17 protein-coding genes are annotated in these 24,040 nt (G+C 49.2%); 9 read left to right on the plus strand and 8 right to left on the minus strand.

Annotation, left to right across the window (positions count from 1 at the left end; translation table 11 throughout):
• Nucleotides 1–3: 3 nt before the first annotated feature.
• Nucleotides 4–1,362 carry an exodeoxyribonuclease VII large subunit gene (gene xseA, locus METTU_RS00245; protein ID WP_006889277.1) on the plus strand — a complete coding sequence of 453 codons (1,359 nt, stop codon included), beginning with the start codon at nucleotides 4–6 and terminating at the stop codon, nucleotides 1,360–1,362.
• On the opposite strand, the gene thpR is transcribed toward xseA, so the two are convergent.
• The 5 genes from thpR to METTU_RS00265 form a co-directional block, all read right to left on the minus strand.
• Nucleotides 1,346–1,891, minus strand: a complete 546-nt coding sequence (gene thpR, locus METTU_RS00250) for an RNA 2',3'-cyclic phosphodiesterase (RefSeq protein WP_006889278.1) — start codon at nucleotides 1,889–1,891, stop codon at nucleotides 1,346–1,348. The two genes, xseA and thpR, sit on opposite strands and share 17 nt — an antisense overlap.
• 140 nt (nucleotides 1,892–2,031) lie before the next feature.
• The gene (locus METTU_RS21980; RefSeq protein WP_169624835.1) at nucleotides 2,032–2,460 is read right to left on the minus strand and encodes a DUF4405 domain-containing protein; all 429 of its coding nucleotides are present in this window, start codon (nucleotides 2,458–2,460) and stop codon (nucleotides 2,032–2,034) included.
• Between the two features lie 161 nt (nucleotides 2,461–2,621).
• Nucleotides 2,622–4,259 carry a multicopper oxidase family protein gene (locus METTU_RS00255; RefSeq protein WP_006889280.1) on the minus strand — a complete coding sequence of 546 codons (1,638 nt, stop codon included), beginning with the start codon at nucleotides 4,257–4,259 and terminating at the stop codon, nucleotides 2,622–2,624.
• A 762-nt stretch (nucleotides 4,260–5,021) separates the two neighbouring features.
• Complete coding sequence (locus METTU_RS00260) at nucleotides 5,022–5,459, minus strand: hypothetical protein (protein ID WP_006889281.1); 438 nt, start codon at nucleotides 5,457–5,459, stop codon at nucleotides 5,022–5,024.
• A gap of 113 nt (nucleotides 5,460–5,572) precedes the next feature.
• Nucleotides 5,573–6,541: a GGDEF domain-containing protein gene (locus METTU_RS00265; protein ID WP_254257786.1), complete on the minus strand. Its 969-nt coding sequence runs from the start codon at nucleotides 6,539–6,541 to the stop codon at nucleotides 5,573–5,575.
• Between the two features lie 686 nt (nucleotides 6,542–7,227).
• Here METTU_RS00265 and yoaA point away from each other — a divergent pair.
• Nucleotides 7,228–9,150: a DNA repair helicase YoaA gene (gene yoaA, locus METTU_RS00270; protein ID WP_040579475.1), complete on the plus strand. Its 1,923-nt coding sequence runs from the start codon at nucleotides 7,228–7,230 to the stop codon at nucleotides 9,148–9,150.
• Between the two features lie 191 nt (nucleotides 9,151–9,341).
• Nucleotides 9,342–10,025 (plus strand): tRNA (adenosine(37)-N6)-threonylcarbamoyltransferase complex dimerization subunit type 1 TsaB, encoded by a 684-nt coding sequence (gene tsaB / locus METTU_RS00275; RefSeq protein WP_006889284.1) that lies wholly within the window; start codon nucleotides 9,342–9,344, stop codon nucleotides 10,023–10,025.
• A gap of 200 nt (nucleotides 10,026–10,225) precedes the next feature.
• Here tsaB and METTU_RS00280 read toward each other — a convergent pair whose 3' ends face one another.
• Nucleotides 10,226–12,796 (minus strand): chemotaxis protein CheW, encoded by a 2,571-nt coding sequence (locus METTU_RS00280; protein ID WP_006889285.1) that lies wholly within the window; start codon nucleotides 12,794–12,796, stop codon nucleotides 10,226–10,228.
• A gap of 408 nt (nucleotides 12,797–13,204) precedes the next feature.
• Between METTU_RS00280 and exaC the strand changes: the two genes are divergently transcribed.
• Nucleotides 13,205–14,725 carry an acetaldehyde dehydrogenase ExaC gene (exaC, locus tag METTU_RS00285; protein ID WP_006889286.1) on the plus strand — a complete coding sequence of 507 codons (1,521 nt, stop codon included), beginning with the start codon at nucleotides 13,205–13,207 and terminating at the stop codon, nucleotides 14,723–14,725.
• Nucleotides 14,726–15,037: 312 nt separating this feature from the next.
• The gene (locus METTU_RS00290; protein ID WP_006889287.1) at nucleotides 15,038–16,102 is read left to right on the plus strand and encodes a sterol desaturase family protein; all 1,065 of its coding nucleotides are present in this window, start codon (nucleotides 15,038–15,040) and stop codon (nucleotides 16,100–16,102) included.
• A gap of 32 nt (nucleotides 16,103–16,134) precedes the next feature.
• Here the strand turns inward: METTU_RS00290 and msrA are convergent, their stop codons facing one another.
• A complete protein-coding gene (gene msrA, locus METTU_RS00295) occupies nucleotides 16,135–16,710 on the minus strand; it encodes a peptide-methionine (S)-S-oxide reductase MsrA (RefSeq protein WP_217182744.1) in 576 nt (191 codons plus the stop codon).
• A gap of 667 nt (nucleotides 16,711–17,377) precedes the next feature.
• Here msrA and METTU_RS00300 point away from each other — a divergent pair.
• From METTU_RS00300 to METTU_RS00315, 4 genes are all read left to right on the plus strand, one after another.
• On the plus strand, nucleotides 17,378–18,517 hold the full coding sequence (locus METTU_RS00300) for a PilT/PilU family type 4a pilus ATPase (protein ID WP_006889289.1): 1,140 nt from the start codon (nucleotides 17,378–17,380) through the stop codon (nucleotides 18,515–18,517).
• A 122-nt stretch (nucleotides 18,518–18,639) separates the two neighbouring features.
• Nucleotides 18,640–20,073: a PilT/PilU family type 4a pilus ATPase gene (locus tag METTU_RS00305; protein WP_006889290.1), complete on the plus strand. Its 1,434-nt coding sequence runs from the start codon at nucleotides 18,640–18,642 to the stop codon at nucleotides 20,071–20,073.
• A gap of 331 nt (nucleotides 20,074–20,404) precedes the next feature.
• On the plus strand, nucleotides 20,405–21,754 hold the full coding sequence (locus METTU_RS00310) for a 5'-methylthioadenosine/S-adenosylhomocysteine nucleosidase family protein (protein ID WP_006889291.1): 1,350 nt from the start codon (nucleotides 20,405–20,407) through the stop codon (nucleotides 21,752–21,754).
• Nucleotides 21,755–21,945: 191 nt separating this feature from the next.
• Nucleotides 21,946–22,425 (plus strand): GTPase-associated system all-helical protein GASH, encoded by a 480-nt coding sequence (locus tag METTU_RS00315; RefSeq protein ID WP_006889292.1) that lies wholly within the window; start codon nucleotides 21,946–21,948, stop codon nucleotides 22,423–22,425.
• 111 nt (nucleotides 22,426–22,536) lie between these two features.
• Here the strand turns inward: METTU_RS00315 and METTU_RS00320 are convergent, their stop codons facing one another.
• Nucleotides 22,537–23,895: an IS1182 family transposase gene (locus METTU_RS00320; protein WP_006889238.1), complete on the minus strand. Its 1,359-nt coding sequence runs from the start codon at nucleotides 23,893–23,895 to the stop codon at nucleotides 22,537–22,539.
• Nucleotides 23,896–24,040: the final 145 nt, after the last annotated feature.

Below are 24,040 nucleotides of genomic sequence, written 5' to 3' on the forward strand. Positions count from 1 at the left end.
ACTATGACCGGCACATCTGCTTCTATACGACGCAACATCATCACCGTTACCCAACTTAACCGCGAAACCAGTCAATTACTTGCCGAGCATTTTCTGTCTGTTCTGGTTGAAGGCGAGTTATCCAATTTAAGTACCCCTTCTTCCGGGCACCTGTATTTTTCGCTGAAGGATGCTAATGCACAGGTACGTTGCGCGATGTTTCGCACTCAGCAGCGCCGGTTGGCGTTTAAGCCGGAAAACGGCAAGCAGGTTATCGTCAAGGCGCAAGTCAGCCTGTACGAACCCCGAGGCGATTACCAGCTTATCGTCGAACATATCGAAGAAGCCGGTGACGGCGCTTTACGCAGGGCGTTTGATGCGTTAAAGCTGAAGCTGTCGGAACAAGGGCTGTTCGATGCCGCCCACAAACAAACTTTGCCCACGCTGCCAAGAGCCATTGGTGTTATTACTTCGCCGTCAGGCGCGGCTATCAGGGACATACTGACCGTGCTGCAAAGACGTTTTGCAGCGATACCGGTGATTGTTTACCCGGTTGCGGTGCAAGGCGATAACGCAAAACATGAAATTGCCAAGGCGATAGCCACCGCTAACCGACATAAGCAATGCGACGTTATCATTCTCGGACGGGGCGGAGGGTCGCTGGAAGATCTTTGGGCATTCAATGAAGAGCTGGTTGCCAGAGCCATTTATGATAGCGAAATTCCGATTATTTCAGCTGTTGGGCACGAAACCGATTTTACCATTGCCGATTTTGTCGCCGATCTGCGTGCGGCAACGCCTTCAGCGGCCGCAGAACACGCCAGCCCCGATCAGCAGCAATGGCTGTCGCGATTCATGTATCTGGAATCGCGGTTGCAACAACAACTGCAACGAAAGCTGAATCAAAAACAGCAAACTCTGGATTGGCTGAACCAGCGGTTGCAACAGCAACATCCCGGTCAGAAGCTGGCTGGAAATGCGCGGCGCATGGCTGAACTTGAAGCTAGACTTAATCAAGCCATACACGCAAAATTGCGTCATATGACCGGCATTATTGAAGCAAAAACGGCGAAATTATGGCAGCATAATCCTGCGATAACCATAAGAAGCCATAAACAACGGCAAGACTATTTGAGTAAGCGGCTTATTTCCGCAGCCGCACACAAGCTGGAACAGCTTAATCAGCGATTGTTAAATTCCAGCCAGACCCTGCATGCGGTCAGTCCGCTGGCAACGCTAAACCGTGGTTATGCGATGGTAATCAGCCCGTCTTCCGGGGAAATCATCCGCTCTACCGAACAACTTAAGCCCGGCGATAGGGTTCAAACCCGCCTCGCGCAAGGCCGATTCACCAGCCAAATTAAAGTTATTGATCCGGATTAACGGTTGGCTTGATAAAAGGCCATTGCTGTCTCACTTTATAACAGACGCCATCCGGCTCGCTACAGGACTCAACCAGGCAGAACGCTTCGGCGCGCCAGACTATCGGTTCAATCTTCACGTCCGGCAAATACCGGGCATGCCGGGCCAGGGTGATATGGGGGATGTAGGGTCTGGTGTCGGTGTGCAGACCGCAATCTGCGACCGTCGCCTCTAACGCGGACACCAACATAGCGGCCGGATTTGGCACGGGTTGCCGACTGGTCAGGCATAAAATCCTGGGTCTATTCCAATAACTTAAGCTGTCAAAGGTCAATGAAAAAGGTTGTGCGGTAATGTCGGCGACGGACTGTTTAATCAATAATTCAGTATCTGTGTTAACAGCCCCCAAAAACACCAGTGTTACATGGAGATTGTGCGGCTGCACCCATTTGAACCCCTTGGCCGTGATGGACTGACTCAAGCGCGCCAGCGCTTGCCGGGTTTCATCGTCAGGCCATAAAGCAAAAAACAATCTTGACGTATCAGGCATGGTTTTAAACAACGGTGGTATGAACAAAGCTTATCTACAGTGAGTAAACGCCCAAAAATAGATAGGTCGAAAGCGGTTGTAACTCTGTAATTTGGCTTGAATAGTCATATCAAGTTACAGATTTAACCGCTACCTTTTTCTTATTGAGCGCTTGATGTCGAGCCGGTCTGTCCGTCGAGGTGGCTGTGGATTGGCCGGGTTATTCGTTTTACGCTATGTTGGGCTGTCCATGCGAAGGCTATGAACGTTATGGTGACGATAACAAGAGTTAATAGACCGCTACGAAGCAGTGAAGGATGCGAGGCTTGTACCGCATGACAACGCTTGACGATGACGGTAACGATCCAATTCCAATGAAGCGTCAGATGAATAACAAGTACGGCTAACAGTCCAAAACTGATCCAGAAATGGATGTCGCCATACTGGTGACGGGTAAGACCCCACAGGCTGAACGCTTTGTTGCTTCCTGGTGGCAATGGGAAACGCAATATATAGCCTGTCGCAATCATGCCGAGAAACAGCAAGGCGGCGAGCAGGTCAATGATGATGTTTACAAGGGTGCGGCTCATATTTAGGACAAGACAATGGACGGGCATGGATTTTCTGCCGGTGTTGCCAAAAGCGGTTTTGAGGTCAGGTGATTCCTAAGCATAAACAAACGTCCTGTAGAAGCCGCTTTAGTCGCGATGTGCCTGCCATCAGAATCAGCCAACCTGAAATAAAACCGGAATTATTTAATAAGAAAATCCCGCATCATGCCCATATCCTCGTGTTCCAGGTTATGGCAGTGGTACATGAACAGGCCTTTAAAATCATTAAACGGTTTTAGTATCGTCACTTTCTCGCCCGGCATCACCAGAACCGTATCTTTCCAGCCGCCGTCTATAAATCCTGAGGAAACGCTGGCATAGTTATCGGAACCTGAACTCACTTCCCGCTTGACGATCTGGAATTGTTCGCCGTGTAAATGCATCGGATGCGGCATATCCATCATCATGCCGTGCATGCCGCCGTTAAAACCATTATCGAATTCTATTAATTGCAGGCTGTTAACCGGGATGATTTCATCCGGCTGAACGTCATCCATTTTATAAGAACGGCCATTTAGCAGGGCTGACATGTGTTGCATGGATAAGGCAATGGTTCTGGGATTAGCCGCATTGGCTGCATTCTTGACCTGTAACGCGGTGATGGGGGTCAGGACTTTTGGCAAAGTGTTGTCGCCTTGCTCCTTTTTGGCGACCCGGATTTTTAATAAGGGGTAGTCCGAACCGGAAGGCAAGGTACTGACTGACATCATGCCGCCACGCATCATTCCGCCCATGCCATGTCCCATCATTCCTCCGTGGTCGCGCCCCCCCATCATTCCGCCACCCATCATGCCCATGCCGCCATGCGCGGATGTATCAAACTGAAGGCTGCGCAAGGTTAGCTCGGTGCCTACCGCCCGCCCGCTGAAGTCCATCCATAATTCCAGTCTTTCCCCTGGAGCCAGCATGACATAAGCGTGTTGCTTGGGACTTTCCAGCAAGCCGCCGTCAACGCCTATTACGGTGAGAGGGGTGCCGTCATCCCAAGCCAGTTTATAAATACGGGAATTAGAACCGTTGACCAGCCGGAGCCGATAGGGGCGCGTCGCTACCGGTAATACGAAGTCAGGCCGACCGTTGACCAGGATCTGGTCGCCCAAAAAGCCCTGCATGCGTTGCATCATGTGGGCTGAGTAAACCAGTTGGTTTTGACCGTCGAAACTGCGATCCTGAATCACCAACGGGACGTCAAGCTCGCCGTTCGGTAAATTCAGCGCTTGTTCCTGAGCGTCACTGACGATTAACAGACCCGCCAAGCCGGAGTAGACCTGCCTGGCCGTGACGCCGTGGGTATGGGCGTGGTAAAAGTAGGTGCCCGCCCGGTTGAGTATCTCGAATTCATAGACGTAAGTTTCGCCGCGATTGATCGCATACATGGGGTTGCCGTCCATGTTGGCGGGTACATGCAGGCCATGCCAATGCAGGATCGATTGCGCCGGCAAGTTATTGTTAAGAAACAGCCGAACCTTTTGGCCTTTTTTAAAGCGCAGGGTAGGGGCCAGATAGGTGCCTTCATTATTATCAAGCACGTCTGATGGGCCTTTGATGACCTTGCCGGTGATTTTCCAGACGCGGGTTTTGTCGCCGTTTAAAATGGCCACGTCAGCTGTGTTCTGGGTCAGTTCAATTTCAACGTCAGGAAGAAAGTCGGCAGATGGCGCGTTGACTCTGACAAATTCGCCAGCCTGAGCCCAGCTCGGATAAGTGATCGCTCCGGCGATGCCCATTGCGGCATATTTTAATAGTTTTCGGCGTTGCAAATTAGTCGTCGTTTTCATCTGGACTTCCTCGATTTAATTAATATTAGCCTGTTGTAATATGCGACTTTGTACCATAGTTTTTGCAACGTGTGTTAATCGGGGTTGCTGGGTAACGCGATTAGTCAACGCGGTTCTTTACCCTAAAGAAAAAACCGGGTTGTGACGGTGGCAACTGACAGAGGGTATAGGAAGTAAGCGGTTCGTCAAATTAGTAAAAATACTTAGCAGTCGGTTTCGCGGTATTGTTAAGCAAGGGGGAAGAGTTTTACCGCCCCATTCCTTGGTTTTGTTTTGGAATTCGGCTGGACACTAATCTTAATAAACAGCTGATGTTACGCATTGTCCATCACCGCCGCGAAAAAGACAGGCCTCAGATGACACGGACTTGATCTTCCTTATCATTGCCCAGAAATATCTTGTTCCCTGCATAGGAATATCCTCGGGCGTACCAGCTCATTTGTCATGGTCATTCAGTTAAGGCGCGGGCATCTATTTTCGCAGGCAATGCCTAACGTCAGTAAACCGCATAAAATCGCAACGACTTGAAAAGGAACGGCAAGTCTCGGACGGGTTCCTAAGCAAGACTTCGCGGCGGTAAACCCGATTAGCAAGCGCGGCGGCAGTGTTTACGGACCTTGTTGGCCTACGGAGTCGTAGCGGCAGGGACCTCTTAACAGCGCAGCAGTCGAAGTGGAGAAGTGGAGAAGTTTGCAAAACAGAGGAACTCAGGCCGGATATGAACGGGCGAACCAAACCCATCATTTGCGATTGACCTTGGCTTTAGCCCTTCAATTGCTTCGCCCAGCGATAAACGGCGGTTTCAGTGACTTTCGCATGCGCCCATTGCAGCCAGCGAGTGACGGTGGTGTAAGTGATCCTAAGGAAGGTAAAGGTTAACAGCTGCGGTTTGGTCAGCGCAAACACTCTGGCTACCAGTAAAGTGCCGAGTAATTTTGCCAATACTTCCATCAGGATGCCTTGCAGAATCAATCCTTTTGCCAGCAATCCAAATGCCGCCAGGTTGATCGGCGTCACAATCAGTATCGGAATACTAAACGCCACCAGCGCCATGGTCGCAGTTGTCTGACTGAGCCATTGTTCAAATTGTTGCAGATTCAGCCATTGGGATAATGAGCGCCCAAATGCCGTCAGTAAATCCCACAGCCATTCCTCAATAATCAGGAAGATGGCTAAAAGCGAAAGCAGGGTTTTTTTCATAATTTTTTAGATTCAACTCATCAGTGCAACAGTGTTATTCAGTGTCGAAGCCGATCAGGAAGCACCGGTAGGGTTTGGCTAACCCTAAAGAAGAAGGTCCGTCTTTCAGTGTCTTAGATAGCGTTTTCAGCCATTACCTGGTTTCTGCCGTTATCTTTAGCTCGGTACATTGCCATATCCGCGCGCTCGATCAAGCTTTCGATCGAGTCGTTTATTTTAAAACTTGAGACACCGATAGAAATGGTCACCTTTCCTATCGATTTTTTGCTGCCCTTCAGCTTTAAAGGATGCTGGGCTAATGAAGTTCTTATTTTTTCGGCAATTTCCATGGCTTTGTTAAGCGGTGTATTGGGCATGATAATAGCCATTTCTTCGCCACCATAGCGCGCTGCACAATGATGCTCGGTAATATGTTGCTTCATCAGATTAGCCGTGTAACGCAGTACGTTATCTCCCATCTGGTGACCAAAGGTATCATTCACTTGTTTGAAATGGTCAATGTCTAAAATAAGCAAGCAAAGTTCGACATCGTTTTGTTTGTGAATTTCAATATATTCATTCAACTTTTGATCAAAAGCCCGGCGGTTTAAGAGCCCCGTCAATGCGTCGGTTTTCGCCGTTTCGCGTGCATGCGCAAGTTCCTGCCGCAGCAACTGCATTTCCTTTTTATTATCGTCCAGTTGAGTCTGCAAGGTCATGCTGGTTTCGGCAAGACCTTTGGTTCCCGCGATGATTTCGGTCAAGACTATTTTGATTTCAGGCAGGTCTTGGTTGTTTTCCAGCTTTTTACTCTGATTCTGGAAGTCTATGGTTGCCGCACTGGCTTTTTCGCCAGTCGTGTCCAAAGCTTCACCTGTTTTGTTAATAAGCTGCAACAGGAGGTGATTTATTTTTTCCAGGGAGTCGATCGAAGTGTCGCAGATATATTTTTTAAAGAGTTTGGCGCTTAATTCAGACGTAAAAACAACCTGCTTGCCCAGAAGTGCATCCAGTTCATTGTTTAAACCAATGTTTCTGCCAATAATATATTCATAGAAAATTGCAAAATTAAGAGGATCGGTAGCAATTTTATGCTTTGACATGAGGGGAAGTATTTGCCGAAGATATTCTGCATTTTGCTCCAGCGTGTCATCGTATGTAGGAAGAAATGTTAAGCCGTCGATTATCATTCTTTAAAGTCAATAATATTCATTAATTGCCATCTATTTTAATCAGTTACTCTCTGTTTTCAAGTGCTAGTATCTTCTAATTCAATACATACGCATATAAATATTATTTTAAAATTCAAAATGTACCTTGTCGGCATAAATATCTACGGGTCATGGTCCGCGTTGTCAGCAAGACCAGCTAAAGGTTGATAGTTCAGAGACAGTCAGGCGGATTTGACAATATGGCATTGGTAATAAGTACAGCCTGCTCGGGTCAGCAATTGATCTTAGCATCACCGATAAAATCATCAATTCCTCTCCCTGTTATGATGGCTAATATGCTGTTTTTTAACTAAAATTATGAGTATAATCAAATCATAAGGTATCTTTTCACCGCCCCAACGCAGACCGTCCGTACAGCCGTCGACATATCCTGCGGTTCCCTTTTTCGGGTATATTATAGGTCTACTTGATCAGTATGGATTTAGATGCCCGAGCCACTATCTTTAAAATCTCAATCTGGTATCTTTGTTGCTTGGTCGGCTTTCCAGTTTAAAAAATGAACCGCACCTGTTGGTTGAATTTAACATAGTAAATAAAAAATAGTGCAAGAGACTCAATTGACAGAACTAGAAGCATTTTTCGGTAGCGACGGCGGGTTGGCAAAAGTAATCCCAGGCTATCAGCCACGGGCGGCTCAGCTTGAAATGGCCGAGGCCATTGCCCATGCTATCGAAGCAAACCAGCATTTAATCGCCGAAGCCGGAACCGGAACCGGCAAGACTTTTGCCTATTTGGTGCCTGCCATTTTATCCGGCAAAAAAGTCATTATTTCGACCGGCACCAAAAATCTTCAGGATCAGTTGTTTAACAAGGATTTGCCGGTGATCCGCAAGGCGATCAAAACGCCGTTTATTGCCGCGCTGTTAAAAGGCCGCAGCAATTATTTATGCACCTATCGACTGAAAAATGCGCTAACTTCCACGCTGGGTTTCAGCAAGGAAGATGCCGTTGCCCTGGCAAAAATAAAATCCTGGTCGGCGCGTACCAAAACCGGCGATACCTCGGAAATGTCCGAAGTGGCTGAGGCCGATCCGGTCTGGTATCAGGCGACTTCGTCATTGGATAATTGTCTGGGTCAGGATTGCCCGGATTATGCCGAGTGTTTCCTGGTCAAGGCCCGGAAAAAAGCCCAGGAAAGCGAAATACTGGTGGTTAATCACCATTTGCTGTGCGCAGACTGGTCGATACGCGACAGCGGTTTCGGCGAGCTATTGCCCGATGCCGAGGTGGTTATTATCGACGAGGCGCACCAACTGGCCGATACCGCGTCCAATTTTTTAGGCATTACCGTCAGCGCCAAGCAGCTGAATGATCTGGCCAAAGACGCGTTGATGGAATATTTCAAAGACGCCACCGACATGCCCGCCTTGCGCACCGCCTGCGAAGACCTTGAACATGAAGTGAAAGATATGAGGCTGGCGTTCGGCATCGAGCTTAAGCGCGGCGATTGGCAGGACATCGAAAACAATCCCAAAATAGCGGCGAGCTTGATTGCGGTTAAGGAGCAGTTACAGCGCTTGGCCGATCAACTGGAATTGGCGTCGGTCAAAACCAAAGGCCTGGACTCGTGTTTTAAGCGCGCCGACGAACTGGTGCAGCAGTTAAAAATTATCCTCGAAGACAACAGCGGCAAATGGATACGCTGGTACGAAACCTATAAAAACACCTTTACCTTGAGCCGGACGCCGCTGGATATTGCCGCGGAATTCCGCTCCTTCATGCAGCAACACCAAGCGGCGTGGATTTTTACCTCGGCGACCCTCAGCGTGGCGAACAAGTTCGACCATTTCGCCAATAACCTGGGGCTTAGCAATGCGACCAGCGAAAGTTGGGGCAGTCCTTTCGATTACGCCCATCAATCGCTGTTCTATCACCCGAAAGGCTTGCCGCAGCCCAATGATCCCGAATTTATCCCGACTATCGTCGAGTTTGCGGTGCCGGTATTGCAGGCCAGCAAGGGTAGGGCGTTTTTCCTGTTTACCAGTCATCGCGCGCTAAAACAGGCGGCCGAATTACTGGAGAAAAAAATCGACTATCCGTTGTTGATCCAGGGCAGTCGCCCCAAGGCCTTGCTGCTGGAGCAGTTTAAAGAAGCAGGCAATGCCGTGTTACTGGGCACATCGAGCTTTTGGGAGGGCGTTGATGTCAGGGGCGAGGCCTTATCCTGCGTCATTATCGACAAACTGCCTTTCGCATCGCCCGGCGATCCGGTGTTAAAAGCGCGGTTGGATGCAATGGTCAAACAGGGGCGGAACTCGTTTTTCGAATACCAACTGCCCACCGCCGTGATTGCATTAAGGCAGGGCATAGGCCGTTTGATTCGCGACGTAACCGATCGGGGCGTATTGATGGTCTGCGATCCTAGATTGTTAAAGAAATCATACGGCCAGATATTTTTAGACAGCGTACCGGCGATGAAGCGCACCCGTGATATAGAAGAGGTGCGGGCGTTTTTTCAGGACGAGTCGTTAGAAAAATAGAACGCGGATAACGCGGATTTTGGCTGATGAACGCGGATAAAAATTTAGAGATGCACCTGTTTTGTTTCCTCACAGCTGTTCCCTGTAGGGCGTGCCGTGCGCGCCTTGGAAGCTAGGCGCGCACGGCACGCCCTACGTATCAGCGTCATAAAATCAGCATCCGCTAAGTTAATTACCACAGAGACCGAATAATGAAATTATTGGCAGTAGAAACATCGACCGAAGCCTGCTCGGCAGCACTGTTTATTGACGGCGAAGTGGCCGAACGCTTTGAGCTGGCGCCCAAAGAACATACCAAGCTGATTTTGCCGATGATCGATTCATTAATGGCGGATGCGGGCTTAAAGCCGCAACAGCTCGATGCGCTGGCCTTTAGTCGCGGCCCAGGTTCGTTCACCGGTGTACGTATCGCCACCGGCGTAATTCAGGGCATCGCCTTGGGTGCCGATTTGCCGGTCGTCCCCATATCCACCTTGGCGGCCATAGCCCAGGATTTTTTCGATAACAATGATGAGAATGTCGCCTTTGTTGCCATGGATGCGCGGATGGGCGAAATTTTCTGGGGCGTTTACCGGCGCGATGCACAAGGCTATGCCGAACTGATCGGCGACGAGGCCGTGACTCCGGCTGAGCAGATAGAGTTTCCCGACCTGATCGGCGTGGGAATCGGTTCAGGCTGGGGCGTTTACAACCAGGAATTGACGACCCGCTTGGCGGGACTCGTCAGCCACTATAAAGCCGATATGCTGCCCAGAGCCGGTGCGATAGCCCGATTAGGCGCGCGAGGTTTCGAACAGGGTTTGGCTGTTGCCGTCGAACAGGCTATGCCGGTTTATTTGCGGGATAAGGTTGCTAAGAAAGAATCGGAGCGGTGATGATTTAAGCCGCTCGTACTGAACTTGTCGAAGCATGAAAATGGTTTAAGTTATTCGCGAAATGCCCTTCGACAAGGTTCTTATGAGCAATGCCGAAGAGTTTAGGGCGAACGGATGGGGCTTAAGCTAACAGCATTGATTTCATCGTATCTGTCCCTTTTGATCCGGGTTTTGATAAAACCAGCCGTGATCGAATGTAATTATTGCTTACGAACCGACGCAAGAATCAAATCTTGATTCAATACGATCAGCATCTTCCCGGACGTGTTACTTTCAGGAATGTTAACCAATGATTTCACATAACCGCCGTCACCGCGCAATAATTCATTAACCGGCTGAACTTGCGATTTTTCAAAGCTCGGAATGGCATCAAGCCCATCAACCAATAGGCCAATCGGGCCTACTTGGGTCCGTACTACAATGATTGCACCGGCGGTTTTTTCCGGTTGATCGAAATCAACGGCCTTATTGGTCAGAATCCTGCCGTCAATCACGATAATCGGGATTTTTTCGTTGATGCCGTCGGGGCTGTTATCGCAATACATGACGCTGCCGACAATATAGGATTTCACGCCGGGCAGGCTGTTGATCAGGGTAACGTCCATGGCTTCGAGTACGTCGGCGGCAAGAAATGCGTAGACTTCCGAACCTATATAAAACGTTGCCAGGTCGACGACATCGCCGGTTAGCGGTTCTTGCGGATAAGCGATTGCTACGCGTTGTTCGGAACCGCTAGTTTCGGCTTTCTCGCCGATGGGAATAAACACGAAGGCCGCCACGTCATTATGATAGTCCCCGGTGGTTTTAAACTCGCGGTATCCGCGTGACGAGTAACAGCCGACAGCATAGTACTTCCTGTTATAGAGCACGATTTTGGATTTTCCGGTACCTTCCTGCAACTCAAAAAAATCAGGGTCTATCCACAGAATTTCGCCGTTTTTGTAATTGGAACCTTCGGTCGATGCAATGATGCGACCGCTGGGTCGTTCCACAAACAGCCCGAAAGAACCGGGTTTGTCGGGCAAGCAATCCTCAAGCATATGTTTGAATTCGGGCGTGGAGTCAAAAACGATGCCGATGCCGCCGACTACTTTGTTCATATCATCAATGTGACGGATCGCGGCATTGTAGACATAGGTTGGATTGCCTTCATACAGCCAGGAGTCTTCAAACATCGATACCCGATATTCCTGCGGCGAACGCAAGGAAAAAGTCTCCTGCGCGTAGGCGGCGTTCACCTGCCTGCCTACGGCATCCACGGGGTCGTTATGGAGATTGGACTCGGCTACGATGGCGCCTTTGATGTCATAGATAAACAGGCGTGTGTAGACGGTGTAAAGCTTGTTGATGTAGATCAGGATGTCGGTGATTTTCGCTTTATCGTCGGCGTTTAGACGGCCTTCGGACAGAATGCGACGGATTTCCGAAGTCAGTGCCCACCATCGGCAATCGTTGCTGCGCTCGTACAGGTTGCGATCCATAATATCAATCATCAGCCGTGCGATGGATTCGGCATTACGGAGTTCGGAGGTAATCATCGTGGTATGCAGCTTGCTGCTGGAATCGGCAAGCGCCTGGGCGGTGCGCGCACCCATCGAACGCAGTTGTTTTAGAATGGCCTTCAGCGATAAAAGGTTGCCGTGTTCGTTGGTCGCCATGACCTGGCCATTCCAGATGACGCGGTGCAGGAACATGTTGATGTCTTGGGCGGCAGTGGCAACGATGCTGGACAGCTCAGGCGACAGCGAGTCGCCATGGCGAAGAATTTCGGCATTGATCTCCTTGTCGGACGCGGAAGAACCGAATGCCGTATGCAATGGAATCATCGCGTGTCCGTACCATTCTTGCCCGGCATAACCTTGATAGGGACGGCCTCTGTGCGTGACCGACAGATAATCGCGCCCGGCAAAGCTGATCACCCCGTAGTGGTCTCCTTCAGGAACCGCTTCAATGAACCGGCCAATCGGTACGTGATCCTGGTCGCTCGTGGCAATCACCGCCGAATCGGCATTCAGCAGCAACATGACGGCTTTGTCGCCTTTCTTTTGCAGGCTGCGAAAGATGCCTTCCATTTCGTTATCAAAACGGAATGATAGGCACAAAACGCCAATCACCGCGTCATCGACCGGATCGACGATACGTTTTGAATAAATGAGGCTTCGATCTATGCCGGGACGGAGGCTGGTTTTGCCAAAGGTCTCAACATAGTCCTCCATTGAGTTCAGCGTCTGGCGGATAATCGGGTCGGAAATACTTTGAGCGACTGTGGGCGTGTTGCGGTCAAGCCTGGCCAGTATGCGGCTGTCGGTATCCAGAACGATAATGTCGTCGTATACGGTGTATTTTGATCCGTACTCGTCAAGCAGTTGGTTAATCGAATCTCTACCGGTTCTATCGCCGTTTATGCAGGCCTGGACAAAGTTGCATATATCGGCATTGGTCGCCAGAAAGCCGATGTCTGCGGTGCGCTCATACAGGTTGCGCACCAGAATATCTATCGAAACTTGCGCTTTGGATTCAAGTTCGAGGCAGGTTTTTTTAATTTCTTCAGAAACCAGCTGGCTGGTTAGTTTGCTTTCAAGATCGCCAAAACCTTTTTTTGTGGCTTCCATCGCCGGCAGTATGGTTGCGGCTTCTGTAGGGCAGCTGATTTCAGCAATGGCGGAAATCAGTCCCCAGGTTCCATTCAAGTCGCGGAGAATTTCCTTGCATTGGGTAACGCTCCGAATATAAGGGGAGAAAGTTTCAAAACGTTCAGCTTCTGACAGCATGTAATTTGTCCTTGGTTGTGCGTTAAAAATGAGACGAGTCATTAATGATAAAAGGCAGATGCACGATGTGATTAGCAATATCTACGCCATAGTGCCTGAGACTCTATGCAGATGAGGTTTGATGCGGTGTTATTAATGGTGCTATCTTGCGATTGCACCAAAATAGGGCGCAAAAGAGAGTGTTAATTACTAATGTTGTGCGGATATCGGGGCGTGAATGGAGGGCATGTCTTGATTTGTTAATAGGCAGGGGGATGTTTAGTCGCCTGCTGTCAACGTTCAAAGATTAGGTTTGGTTGCGAGAAAGGTCGGCCATTACCGCGAGCGCCCGGCCCGAAGGAACGTTATTAGCCGCCAGTCGGCGTGATAGAATGAATCGTCCCCAATTATGCATATTAGGAGAAAGCCATGCTTTATATCGAACCGAATCAACCTGGCAGTAAAGTTAATTTTAAATCCCGTTATCAAAACTTTATCGGCGGTGGTTGGGTCGATCCGGTAAAAGGGCTGTACTTTGAAAACTCAAGTCCCATTAACGGCAAGGTTTTTTGCGAAATACCCCGCTCCAGCGCCGAAGATATAGAGCTGGCTCTGGATGCGGCTCATGCAGTCAGGGCGGCTTGGGGAGAAACCTCGGTCACAGAGCGGTCGAATATACTTTTAAAAATAGCCGACCGGATTGAAGCAAATCTTGAGACGCTGGCCGTTGCCGAAACCTGGGATAACGGCAAAGCGGTGCGCGAAACGCTGGCGGCGGACATACCGCTGTGCGCCGATCATTTTCGCTATTTTGCCGGGTGCATTCGCGCTCAGGAAGGCTCAATCGGCGAAATCGACAAGAATACCGTCGCGTACCATTTCCACGAGCCGCTGGGTGTGATCGGGCAGATTATTCCGTGGAATTTTCCGTTGCTGATGGCCTGCTGGAAATTGGCCCCCGCTTTGGCCGCAGGCAACTGCGTGGTCATGAAACCGGCTGAACAAACCCCGGCGTCTATTTTGGTGCTGATGGAAATAATCGGCGATTTGTTGCCGGGAGGCGTGCTTAATATTGTCAACGGCTATGGTGCGGAAGCAGGGCAAGCGTTGGCGACCAGCACCCGGATTGCAAAAATAGCCTTTACCGGTTCGACGCCGGTCGGTTCGCATATCCTTAAATGTGCGGCTGAAAACATTATTCCTTCCACCGTTGAGTTGGGCGGCAAATCGCCGAATATCTTTTTCGAAGATGTGATGGATCAGGAAGAAGCGTTTATCAGCAAATGTATCGAAGGCGCGGTGTTGGCATTTTTCAATCAAGGCGAAGTCTGTACCTGTCCTTCGCGGCTGTTGGTTCAAGAATCCATCTATGATGAATTTATCGCTAAAGTGGTTGCGCGCGCCAAGCAGATTAAACGCGGCAATCCGTTGGATACCGAGACGATGGTAGGCGCGCAAGCTTCCAAGCAACAGTTTGATAAGATTCTGGATTATCTACAAATCGGTAAAGACGAAGGCGCTGAAGTTTTAATCGGCGGCAAGGCTGAGTCTTTGGGCGGCGGCTTCTCGGAAGGCTACTATATCGAACCGACGATCATGAAAGGCGGCAACAAAATGCGTATCTTTCAGGAAGAGATTTTCGGTCCGGTCATATCGGTCACCACCTTTAAGGATGAGGCCGAAGCCTTGGAGATTGCCAACGATACCCAGTTTGGTCTGGGCGCGGGCGTCTGGACGCATGATATGAACCGGGCGTACCGCATGGGGCGCGGCATTCAGGCCGGGCGCGTATGGATTAACTGTTATCACCATTATCCGGCTCATGCGGCTTTCGGCGGCTACAAGAAATCAGGCGTGGGTCGTGAATGCCATAAGATGATGCTGGATCATTATCAGCAAACCAAAAATATGCTGGTCAGCTACGATGTTAATCCATTGGGATTTTTCTAGGCTTGATTAGTTAAAAAATGTGATAGCTAAGAAATTTTCACCACGAAGGCACGAAGGACACGAAGAATTAAAATATAAAGCTTCGTGTTTTCGTGGTGTTCTTATGCAACTAGCGAAAAATTAAGGTAACACGCCACTTTTCACCTCCACCAGCAGTTGCCGCATGGGTATTGATGTAATGGCACCAGTCGATCAACAGCTAACGAATGCCGAGAAATTCATTAAATTGATCTGTTATTACCGTTTAATAATCGCTAGTTAAGATAACTTTGCTCTAATAATTTACGTCGGTTTTGTAATGAGGAGATGACAATGTTAAGCGAACTTAAATCTTCAGCTACTTTACTTCAATCCTATCTAACCTGGCTGATAAACATGTCGTCAGGAGGGGTGGCAATCTATATCCTGTTCATGTTTTTTACCCTCTTTTTGATGGTTGAGGTTTGCGATCCCAGAGAAAAAATCCCCCCGAAACAGTTGCGGCAGTCCTATCGGGCGAACATCGAATTATTTGTTTTTAACAGCGTTGTTATGTCGATGTTGTCGGTTCCATCGCTACTGATTTTGGCGGAACAATTCTCCGATAAAGGGCTGCTCAATCCTATCCATAATCCGGCAGGGAAAGCCGTTCTTTCGTTTTTAGCTATCGATCTGCTGCTGTATTGCCTGCATAAGGCCAGTCACCGCTTCGATTGCTTGTGGATGTTTCACAAGGTACATCACAACGATCCTTGTTTGAATGTTTCAACGGCATTCCGGATACATTTTCTGGAAGTAGTCATCATCAACCTCGTGAAGGCGATGGCGGTTGTTATTTTAGGCATAGATGGGGCGTTGCTGCTGATGAACGAGGCGATAATTACCTTTTTCACCCTGCTGCATCACACTAATATATCATTCCGGGGTGAGCGGTTTCTGGGCGGGCTAATTATTACGCCGTATTTGCACCGTGTTCACCATTCAACCCGGCGTGACGAGCATGACCGTAATTACGGCGCGGTGTTGTCAATATGGGATCGCCTGTTCGGCACTCTGGCAGAGCTGGAACCTGAGAAAATAGGCGTCAAGGGCAGCACGGCGCAAGATCTTATCAGTCTGGTAAAGTGCGGATTTACAATGACGGGCGGATCACCGGTCAGTCTTGACGTGATGATTGCTGAAGCGGCCTATTATAAAGCTGAAAAACGCGGCTTTCACCCGGGTAATGAGCATAGAGATTGGCTGGAAGCAAAAAATGAAATCATCAGCTCGGTTTACGACGAAAGGCGGGTTAGAAATAAGCTAATGCGGATATGGCGAGGGGCGATTAAAATCATGAACATTGCTTTACAGGGCAGAAACCGGAAATATCCGTTGTATTGGAAGCAGATGAACTGAGAATGCAGTGGGGGGAGAGCGGGGACTCAAGCTTATTCTTGGGGTTCGAGCGCCGAGTCTCCCCACAATTCCTTTAAACGCTGGGCTCTGCCGCAGGTGTAGTGGTAATACTGATAACGCACCGGATTTTTCCGGTAGTAATGTTGGTGATATTCTTCGGCGGGATAGAATGCAGAAGCGGCAGTGATTTTGGTGACGATCGGTTCCTTGAAGGGCTTGGACTGCGCCAGCTCAGTCTTTGATTGTTCGGCCAAACGGTGTTGTTCCTCGTTATGGTAAAAAATCTCCGCACGGTACTCGGGGCCGACATCGCAGAATTGGCGATCAGTCGCAGTAGGGTCAACGTTGTGCCAAAAGGCCTCCAGCAACTGGGTATAACCGGTTTTAGTGGGATCGTAGAATACCTGTATGGCTTCGGCGTGACCGGTTCCGCCTGCCGAGACTTCTTCGTAACTTGGATTTTGGGTATGGCCGCCTGTGTAACCGGCAATGACCTCAACGACCCCCGGTAGATTATCGAAGGCCGCCACCATGCACCAGAAACACCCGCCGGCGAAAGTTGCCTTGTTCAGGTTAGTTTCGTCTGTAGCTGCAACGGTAGTTCCCATTCCTAATCCCAAAATGCCAAGCAGCATTAACTTGAGCAAAGGGTTGGCGCTTTTCAGTCTGCGTTTAATTTTAATTTTAATGTTGTAAAACAAAGGCTTTTAATGTGGGTGATATTGTCTTGATTTTAGGGCTGATTATAAACTGAAGTCGGGCGCACATGATTAATTTCTATGCAAATCATCATTCCTCTTTAAGCTTGTCCATGTCCAGTACCTGAGTTAATTTCTCCAACTGTTTGTGCAGGATTCCGGCTTGTTTTTCAGCCTATTGCTTATCAAACTCCAGTTTCATGCACTTGTCCTCATCATTTCTTCGGGGCTTTTGGTATATCGCGCAGGAAATTGGGTATGGCGATATTATCAACGGTGTCAGTATGCAAGTACTCCATCGGTTTCGGAATGTTAGCGCGTCCCGCGGCAGATCCCGCCATCGCAGAATCATAATGTTTGACCTGAATGGAGACGCTGACTTTATCGATATAAAAATTAAAGTCAGATCGTGTTTTTTGGGGGCTGGACGACGTTTAGTACGGAATATTTTAGCTAAAATACTCACGTTTATAATGTTTGGTTTTTGTAGGCATCGTTAAAAATTAAATTATAATTAAAAAGCTTTACCTCATTTCAGGTAAAACCATATACAGCTAATCAACACAGGGGGAAGTCAATGGAAAGAAAAGAAGCGATGGACTTTATGATTAAGTTACTCAAACTTATGCTACATAAAGAAGGGTCTGATTTATTTATTACCGCCGGTTTCCCGCCTGCAATAAAAGTCAAAGGCAAAATGTCGCCGGTTTCGCAGCAGGCCTTATCGGCTAACGACTCCAAGGCTCTGACGCAGTGCATCATGAATGATAAGCAGCTCAAGGAATTTGAAGAAACGCAAGAATGTAATTTTGCCATTTCGCCTGCCGGGCTATCCCGGTTCCGGGTCAATGCCTATGTTCAACAAGGCTGTCAGGGCTTGGTTATCCGGGTCATTGCCGCGGAAATACCCAATTTCGATAAATTGGGTCTGCCGCCTGTTTTAAAAGACGTGATGATGAACAAAAACGGCCTGGTGATCATGGTCGGCGGCACCGGCTCAGGTAAATCAACGTCTATGGCCGCAATGATCGACCATCGTAATGAGAACAGCTATGGGCATATCATCACTCTGGAAGATCCGATCGAATACGTGCATACCCATAAAAATTGCGTGATGATGCAAAGGGAAGTCGGCGTCGATACCAAGAGCTGGGAAGCCGGATTGCACAATACCTTGCGGCAGGCTCCCGATGTTATCGTACTGGGAGAAATCCGCAGTCCCGAGATTATGAATTACGGCCTGGAGTTTTCCCAAACAGGTCATTTGGCGCTGGCTACCTTGCATGCCAACAATGCCAATCAGGCTATTGACCGGATCTTGGGTTTCTTTCCGATGGAGGCTCAGACGAAATTGATGCAGGATATTTCGGTCAATTTACGCGCCATCATTTCCCAGCGTCTGGTTAAAACCGTTGATGGCGGACGTTGCGCGGCCATTGAGATTTTGTTAAATACGCCGTTGATTTCGGATTATATCGCCAAAGGCGAGGCCTCCAGCATCAAGCCGTTGATGGCCAAATCCCGTGAATTGGGCATGCAAACCTTTGACCAAGCCTTATTGGAGCTTTATCAGGCGGGACGGATAGATTATGACGAAGCCTTAAGAAATGCCGACTCTCAAAATGAGTTGCGCTTGCAGATTAAGTTAGCTTCCGGTGAAGACCGGTCGATCGGCGGACTTTCGTTACAATCAAAAGACGGCGACGAGGAAGGCTAGTCACGGCGATAAAGCGATGCGCCCAGTCTGGATAAGACGCAGACGGCGCAGTGTTTTTGGATTTTTCGCCGATCAATTAGATCGTTTTTAACCTTCCCCCATCACATAAACCAGACACTAACATGACCCTGACACCTTATTTAAAATTAATGCTGGAAAAAAATGCCGATAGCTTGTCTTTAAAAGCAGGGTCTCCGGCGCTCTTGGGATTGGCCGGTGAGGAATATCCCTTGGGTAAAAATGAGTTAACCCCAAACATAATAAAAGAAATCACCTTTAGTCTCATCAATGACGTTCAGAAGCAGGAATTAGTCCGGAACAAAGCGCTAAAATTTAATTGCGCCGCGCCTGATGGCGAGAAATTTATGGCTAGCGCCAAGGTCGAGGATAACGGACTGGTGTTGTTTATTGTCCCTGATTCAGCGCCGGCAAAAGCCGAACCTGCTGAGCAGGAAGCGGAAAGTTATCAGGTTCTGGGAGCAGCGCCGGAAGATGACTTGAACATTCTGCCGTATCTGGTGGAAATGGCTAAATTGAATGCCTCGGATTTGTTTTTAACGGTCGGTTCGCCGGTTAAGGCCAAAATTTATGGCCGAGCCGTGGCGCTGGACGAGTTTTTGCTGACGCCCGAGTTAACCAAATCGGGCGCTTTGGGGATTATGACTCAGGAGCAAATCGACGAGTTTTTAGTGACCAGAGATTTGGATTTTGCGATCAGCCTACCGGACGGCAGTGCGCGTTTTCGCGCCAATGCCTTTTTTCAGCGCAAAACCGTAGGTCTGGTTATGCGCTTGATCCCTTCGGTCATTCCTACCGGCAAGGATTTAGGCACGCCGGATATTTTAATGGAACTCATCATGGCCAAGCGGGGCCTGTTGCTGATGGTGGGCGGCACCGGATCGGGAAAATCGACCACGCTGGCGGCCATGATCAACCACCGTAACGCCAACTCGGCCGGTCATATTTTGACCATTGAAGACCCGGTCGAGTTCTCGCACCCGAACCTGAAATCGATCGTCAATCAGCGCGAAGTCGGCGTCGATACAGAATCGTATGCCAGAGCGCTAAAAGCCTGTTTGCGGGAAGCGCCCGATGTCATCTTGATCGGCGAGATTCGGGACCGGGAAACCCTGTCGGCCGCGTTGGAGCTGGCCAATACCGGTCACTTATGTATCTCGACCATGCACGCAAACAATGCCAATCAGGCCATGGAGCGGGTAATCAATATGTATCCCCATGATCATCATGCGCAATTATTTATGGATCTTGCCACCAATTTAAATGCCGTTATTTCCCAGCGCCTGATTCCCGATACGGCGGGGAAGCGCTGTGCGGCCATTGAAGTGATGATCAATACACCTCATATAGCGAACCTGATTTTGAAAGGGGAGCTTAATGAAATTAAAACGGCCATGACGTCAAGCGGCAGTAAAGGCATGAGGACATTTGACGATGCCTTGTTCGGACTGTACACAGATGGAAAAATCAGTTTGGAAGAAGCGTTGAAAAATGCCGATTCCAGTAACGATTTGGAAGCTAGGATTAATTTTGGTTGATAAAGGAATAGAACGCAGATGACGCGGATTGGACGGATTTACGCGGGTTTTTAAAAAAAGTTGTAACAATGTTATCTCTATTTATTAGCTTAATTCGCGTGCTATTCTCTCTGAGCGGGACGGATTTTTAGCGCATCGTTTTTATGCTTCGGGCATTTCGAAGCGCTGGAGCGATTCAGACTGCATTTCCACTCCAGAGCGTGGGAACGATAAAATGGTTTGCGCCCCAGATTACTAAAAAAGCCTACGAGTAGATTTTTTTTGGACAGTGTGCTGCCCATACACCGTACTTTGGGGTGAAGATATAACTAACCCAATACTGATAGAACCAATGACCGCCATACATACTAAAAAAACCGCAGAAACTGCTATTGACGTTTTGCTCATTTGCGCAATGAAGGACGAATACGATCAAGTGCTTAAGGTTACTGACGGGCTGGCTACAGGCTGGAATGAGCATGCGCTTGATAACGGCTGGATGGTAGCCGATGCCTGTTTCACCACCTCGTCAGGCACTACGCTAAGTATTCGGGCGACACACGCCAGCTATATGGGACGGGAACAGGCTCAAGCTACCGCAAGTAAGCTCATTCATGAGCAACCGGCGCGGTGTATCGCCATGAGCGGCATTTGCGCCGGGCGGCGTGACAAAGTGGCGTTGGGCGATGTGATTTTTGCCGAACGGCTGTGGTCTTATGATGCTGGCAAGTTGACGGTAGAAGAAGGGCAGCAACGATTTCAGGGAGATCAGCTACAATATCGTCCATCACAGGTGTGGGTGCAGCGGATGCAGCATGTGCCTGTCCCAGCGCCAAACACATCATGGTTAAGTTTACGTCCGGCATTACCGCTAGAACTGCAAGAAGACTGGGTTTTGCTTAGGATTCTTGCTGGAGAAGAACCATGTCAACACGCCGATTTTAATACAGCTTGCCCGAACTGGAGCGACGTTCTGCCGCGTCTTTGGCTGCGTCAATGGTTGGAAAAACCGTTAACGTTGACGGTTACGGGGCGGCAACACGCTGAACAATTAAACTTGCTCTATCCTGGCGGTCTTCCCGCGCCAGCTGATTTTTGGATTCATGTCGCGCCTATGGCGACGGGGGCGGCGGTTAGCGAAGATGCGGGGATTTTCCCTCGTCTGGCAGAGTCTATGCGCAAAGTCCTTGGCATCGAAATGGAAGCCAGCGCGTTGGGTGCGCTGGGAGAAATGCACGGCATACCGGTGTTAGTTGCAAAGGGCGTATCGGACTACGGCGATGCGTTTAAAGATGATCGTTACCGGAAGTTTGCCGCCAGAGCGGCGGCGGAATGCTTGCTTACATTACTCAGAAAATCAGCTGACCTGCTGCCTGGTTGTGCTGATACGATCGAGACCAGTCCAGCTACTTTTGAAAACACCTCAACCGAGACAATAGATTTGAATCTGCCTCGCGATCTGATTGCTGTACTCGCAGAAGAATATCCCGACGTACGAGATGCCCGCGCTTTATGGCAACGTGCGGGCGGCAAAGCCAGTGAAGTCGAAAATATGCCAAGACCCTTTGATCTCTGGCAACGGCTTTGGCAGCGCAGTAGGCAAGGGGCTTTGGCGCGTCCCGAAATGATAGTGCAAGCGGCTTTGGACGACTTGCCTGATAATGCCGTGCTTTTACGCTACCTCACCCTCTTGAAAAAATAAGGCCGACCTGACTGAATTACCGCTATCGTTCCCACGCTCCGGCGTGGGAATGTCGTTATGGACGCTTCAGCGTCCTCGTATACAAATGCTTCACCGATAGCCCATGTCTCACAACGCTGGAGCGTTGCTGCACGCGTTCTCACGCTGGAGCGTGGGAATGAATGAAATGAAATTACTTTTTGGAGATTTGCATGACTGACTTACTAACCGGACTGTTAAACGCTGGCCTTATCGAAAACCTTAACGGTGATGACGAGCGTTTTTCAAAAATCGAGCAAGCCGCTAAAACCGTCGCTCAACAACTCCGTGAACAGCCGTCGCTATTGGTTCGGGCTATTTTGGCGGGGCTAGCTGCGGATATACCTGAAGACGATCCTATTATTGTTCAAGCTGAACAAGCCTTGGTGGCGGAATGGAAAGCGGTGCGTTCGGTGTTTCCTGATATGCCGGTCAATTTACTCCGGGCTATTTTGTTGGACGCTTGTAATCAGGTGGCAGAAGAGGATAACAACTCGGCTATTTTGTGGCTGACTGCGGCGGATACTTTGCCGTTGTTAAAGCTGGGCAGGGAAGAGGCGGTTATTTGCAAAATGTTGGAGACGTGGGCGAGGTGGGCTGAGGAAAAGGCGCTAAAGTGTGAACACACAACTTCTAGGAGGCTGTCGGATTAATAGAGCGAGCCTCCCCACTTAATCACGATTAAAATTTAAAAAAGTGGTTTATTGGGATTTTTAATGCCCATAGTTCTGTTTTATGGGCAGCTCAATGCTCTTTTTCCTCTCTCACCCTCTTAATACATGCATTCTTTTTAAATTCCAGCCTATACAGACTAAATTCCATTCACTTTGGACGGATTCCAGGCCTCGAAGCTGGAATTGCCTGAATCCCTGGACGTGTTTAATGATGCCAAACACGGTTTCGACAGTAGATTTTCGCTTGCCGTAGAGTGCTTTGCCCGCTTTGGTTGTTAAGCGATGGGTCATGGCCTCAACCGGCGGTAAGGTGCTTTCGCCTATTTCCGGCTGATGCTGAAACCGGGCGTCAAGGGCTTGGTTATGGCTTTGCCGCTTTTGGGCGATGTACGGTTTTATCTTTGCATCAGCACACGCCTTTACATTGGCTTGGCTGAAGTAGCCGGTGTCGGCCAACAGGTTGTCAACACTCCCCAAGCATTCCGGGAGCTGTTCCAGTTTGGCTAAGGCCGGTTCGATTTCTTGTTTGTCGTTGGTGTGTTGGGTGATGTGATGAGCAACGATCAGGTGGGTGGCAATATCAACACTGGCTTGGGCGTTATAGGCTTGTTCAAAACCATTAGGGGTCGGCATGATGCGGGACTCTTCATCGGTCAGGCTGACTTGATCTTTACCTTGAGGCGCATCGGTAGGCGCTTGGGGGGCTTTGCCGCCCATTTTCTTGCCGGTTTCACTCAGGTGTTGTTCACGCTTAGCCTGCTTTTCGTCATACTCGGCCTTTTCTTGCGCGTAACGCGCCTTGGCACGGGCCTGGATTTCCTGTTTGGCTTTGGCAATCACTGCTAAACGGTCTTGGCGGCGTTTGAGTTCCTTGGGTACATCCATGTCTTCTGGAAGCGGGGAATTGTCGGCGGCTTCAGCCAGTTTCATCAAGGTTTCAACTTCCTGTTTGAACTGGGCTTCCAGTTGATTGGCGTAATCCCAGCTCAAGGCTTTATGCTTGCTGGCATTGGCTTTAATCTTGGTGCCGTCCAGGCTCACCGTACCCAGCTTAAGCAGCCCCAAGGTTTGTGCAAGTACCAATATCTCGACAAATAGGCTTTCGATCTCTTTGCCAAAGCGCTTGCGAAAGCTGTTGATGGTGTCGTGATCTGGGTTTTCGTTGGCGCAGATGTATTTAAAGGCCATCGAGTCATGAGTGGCTTTCTCCAGTTTGCGACTGGAAAATACGCCGGTCGCGTAACCGTAGAACAGCAACGCCAACAGCATCGCCGGATGATAGGGGCGCTTTCCTTTGCCCGCATAGACGGCTGATAGCGTCCGTAAATCCAGTTGATCGACAATCTCGACAACAAAACGGGCCATATGATCTTCAGGCAAATAATCCTGAACACACGGGGGCAGAATGTAGGGGGTATCGCGATCAATCAGGATGAATTGGGTAGCCATTTTTGTTTTTTGATTTGGTGTTTCGATAGGGTTATTTTAACACTTTTTGCACTGCTAAATCCGACAGTCTCCTAGTGCGCAACCAAACTCACAAAATGACAAAAGATCAGCAGCAACGACTGAATTCTGTTCACATAAAGTTGAT

The sequence above is a fragment of the Methylobacter tundripaludum SV96 genome (genome assembly GCF_000190755.2).
GTDB lineage: Bacteria > Pseudomonadota > Gammaproteobacteria > Methylococcales > Methylomonadaceae > Methylobacter_A > Methylobacter_A tundripaludum.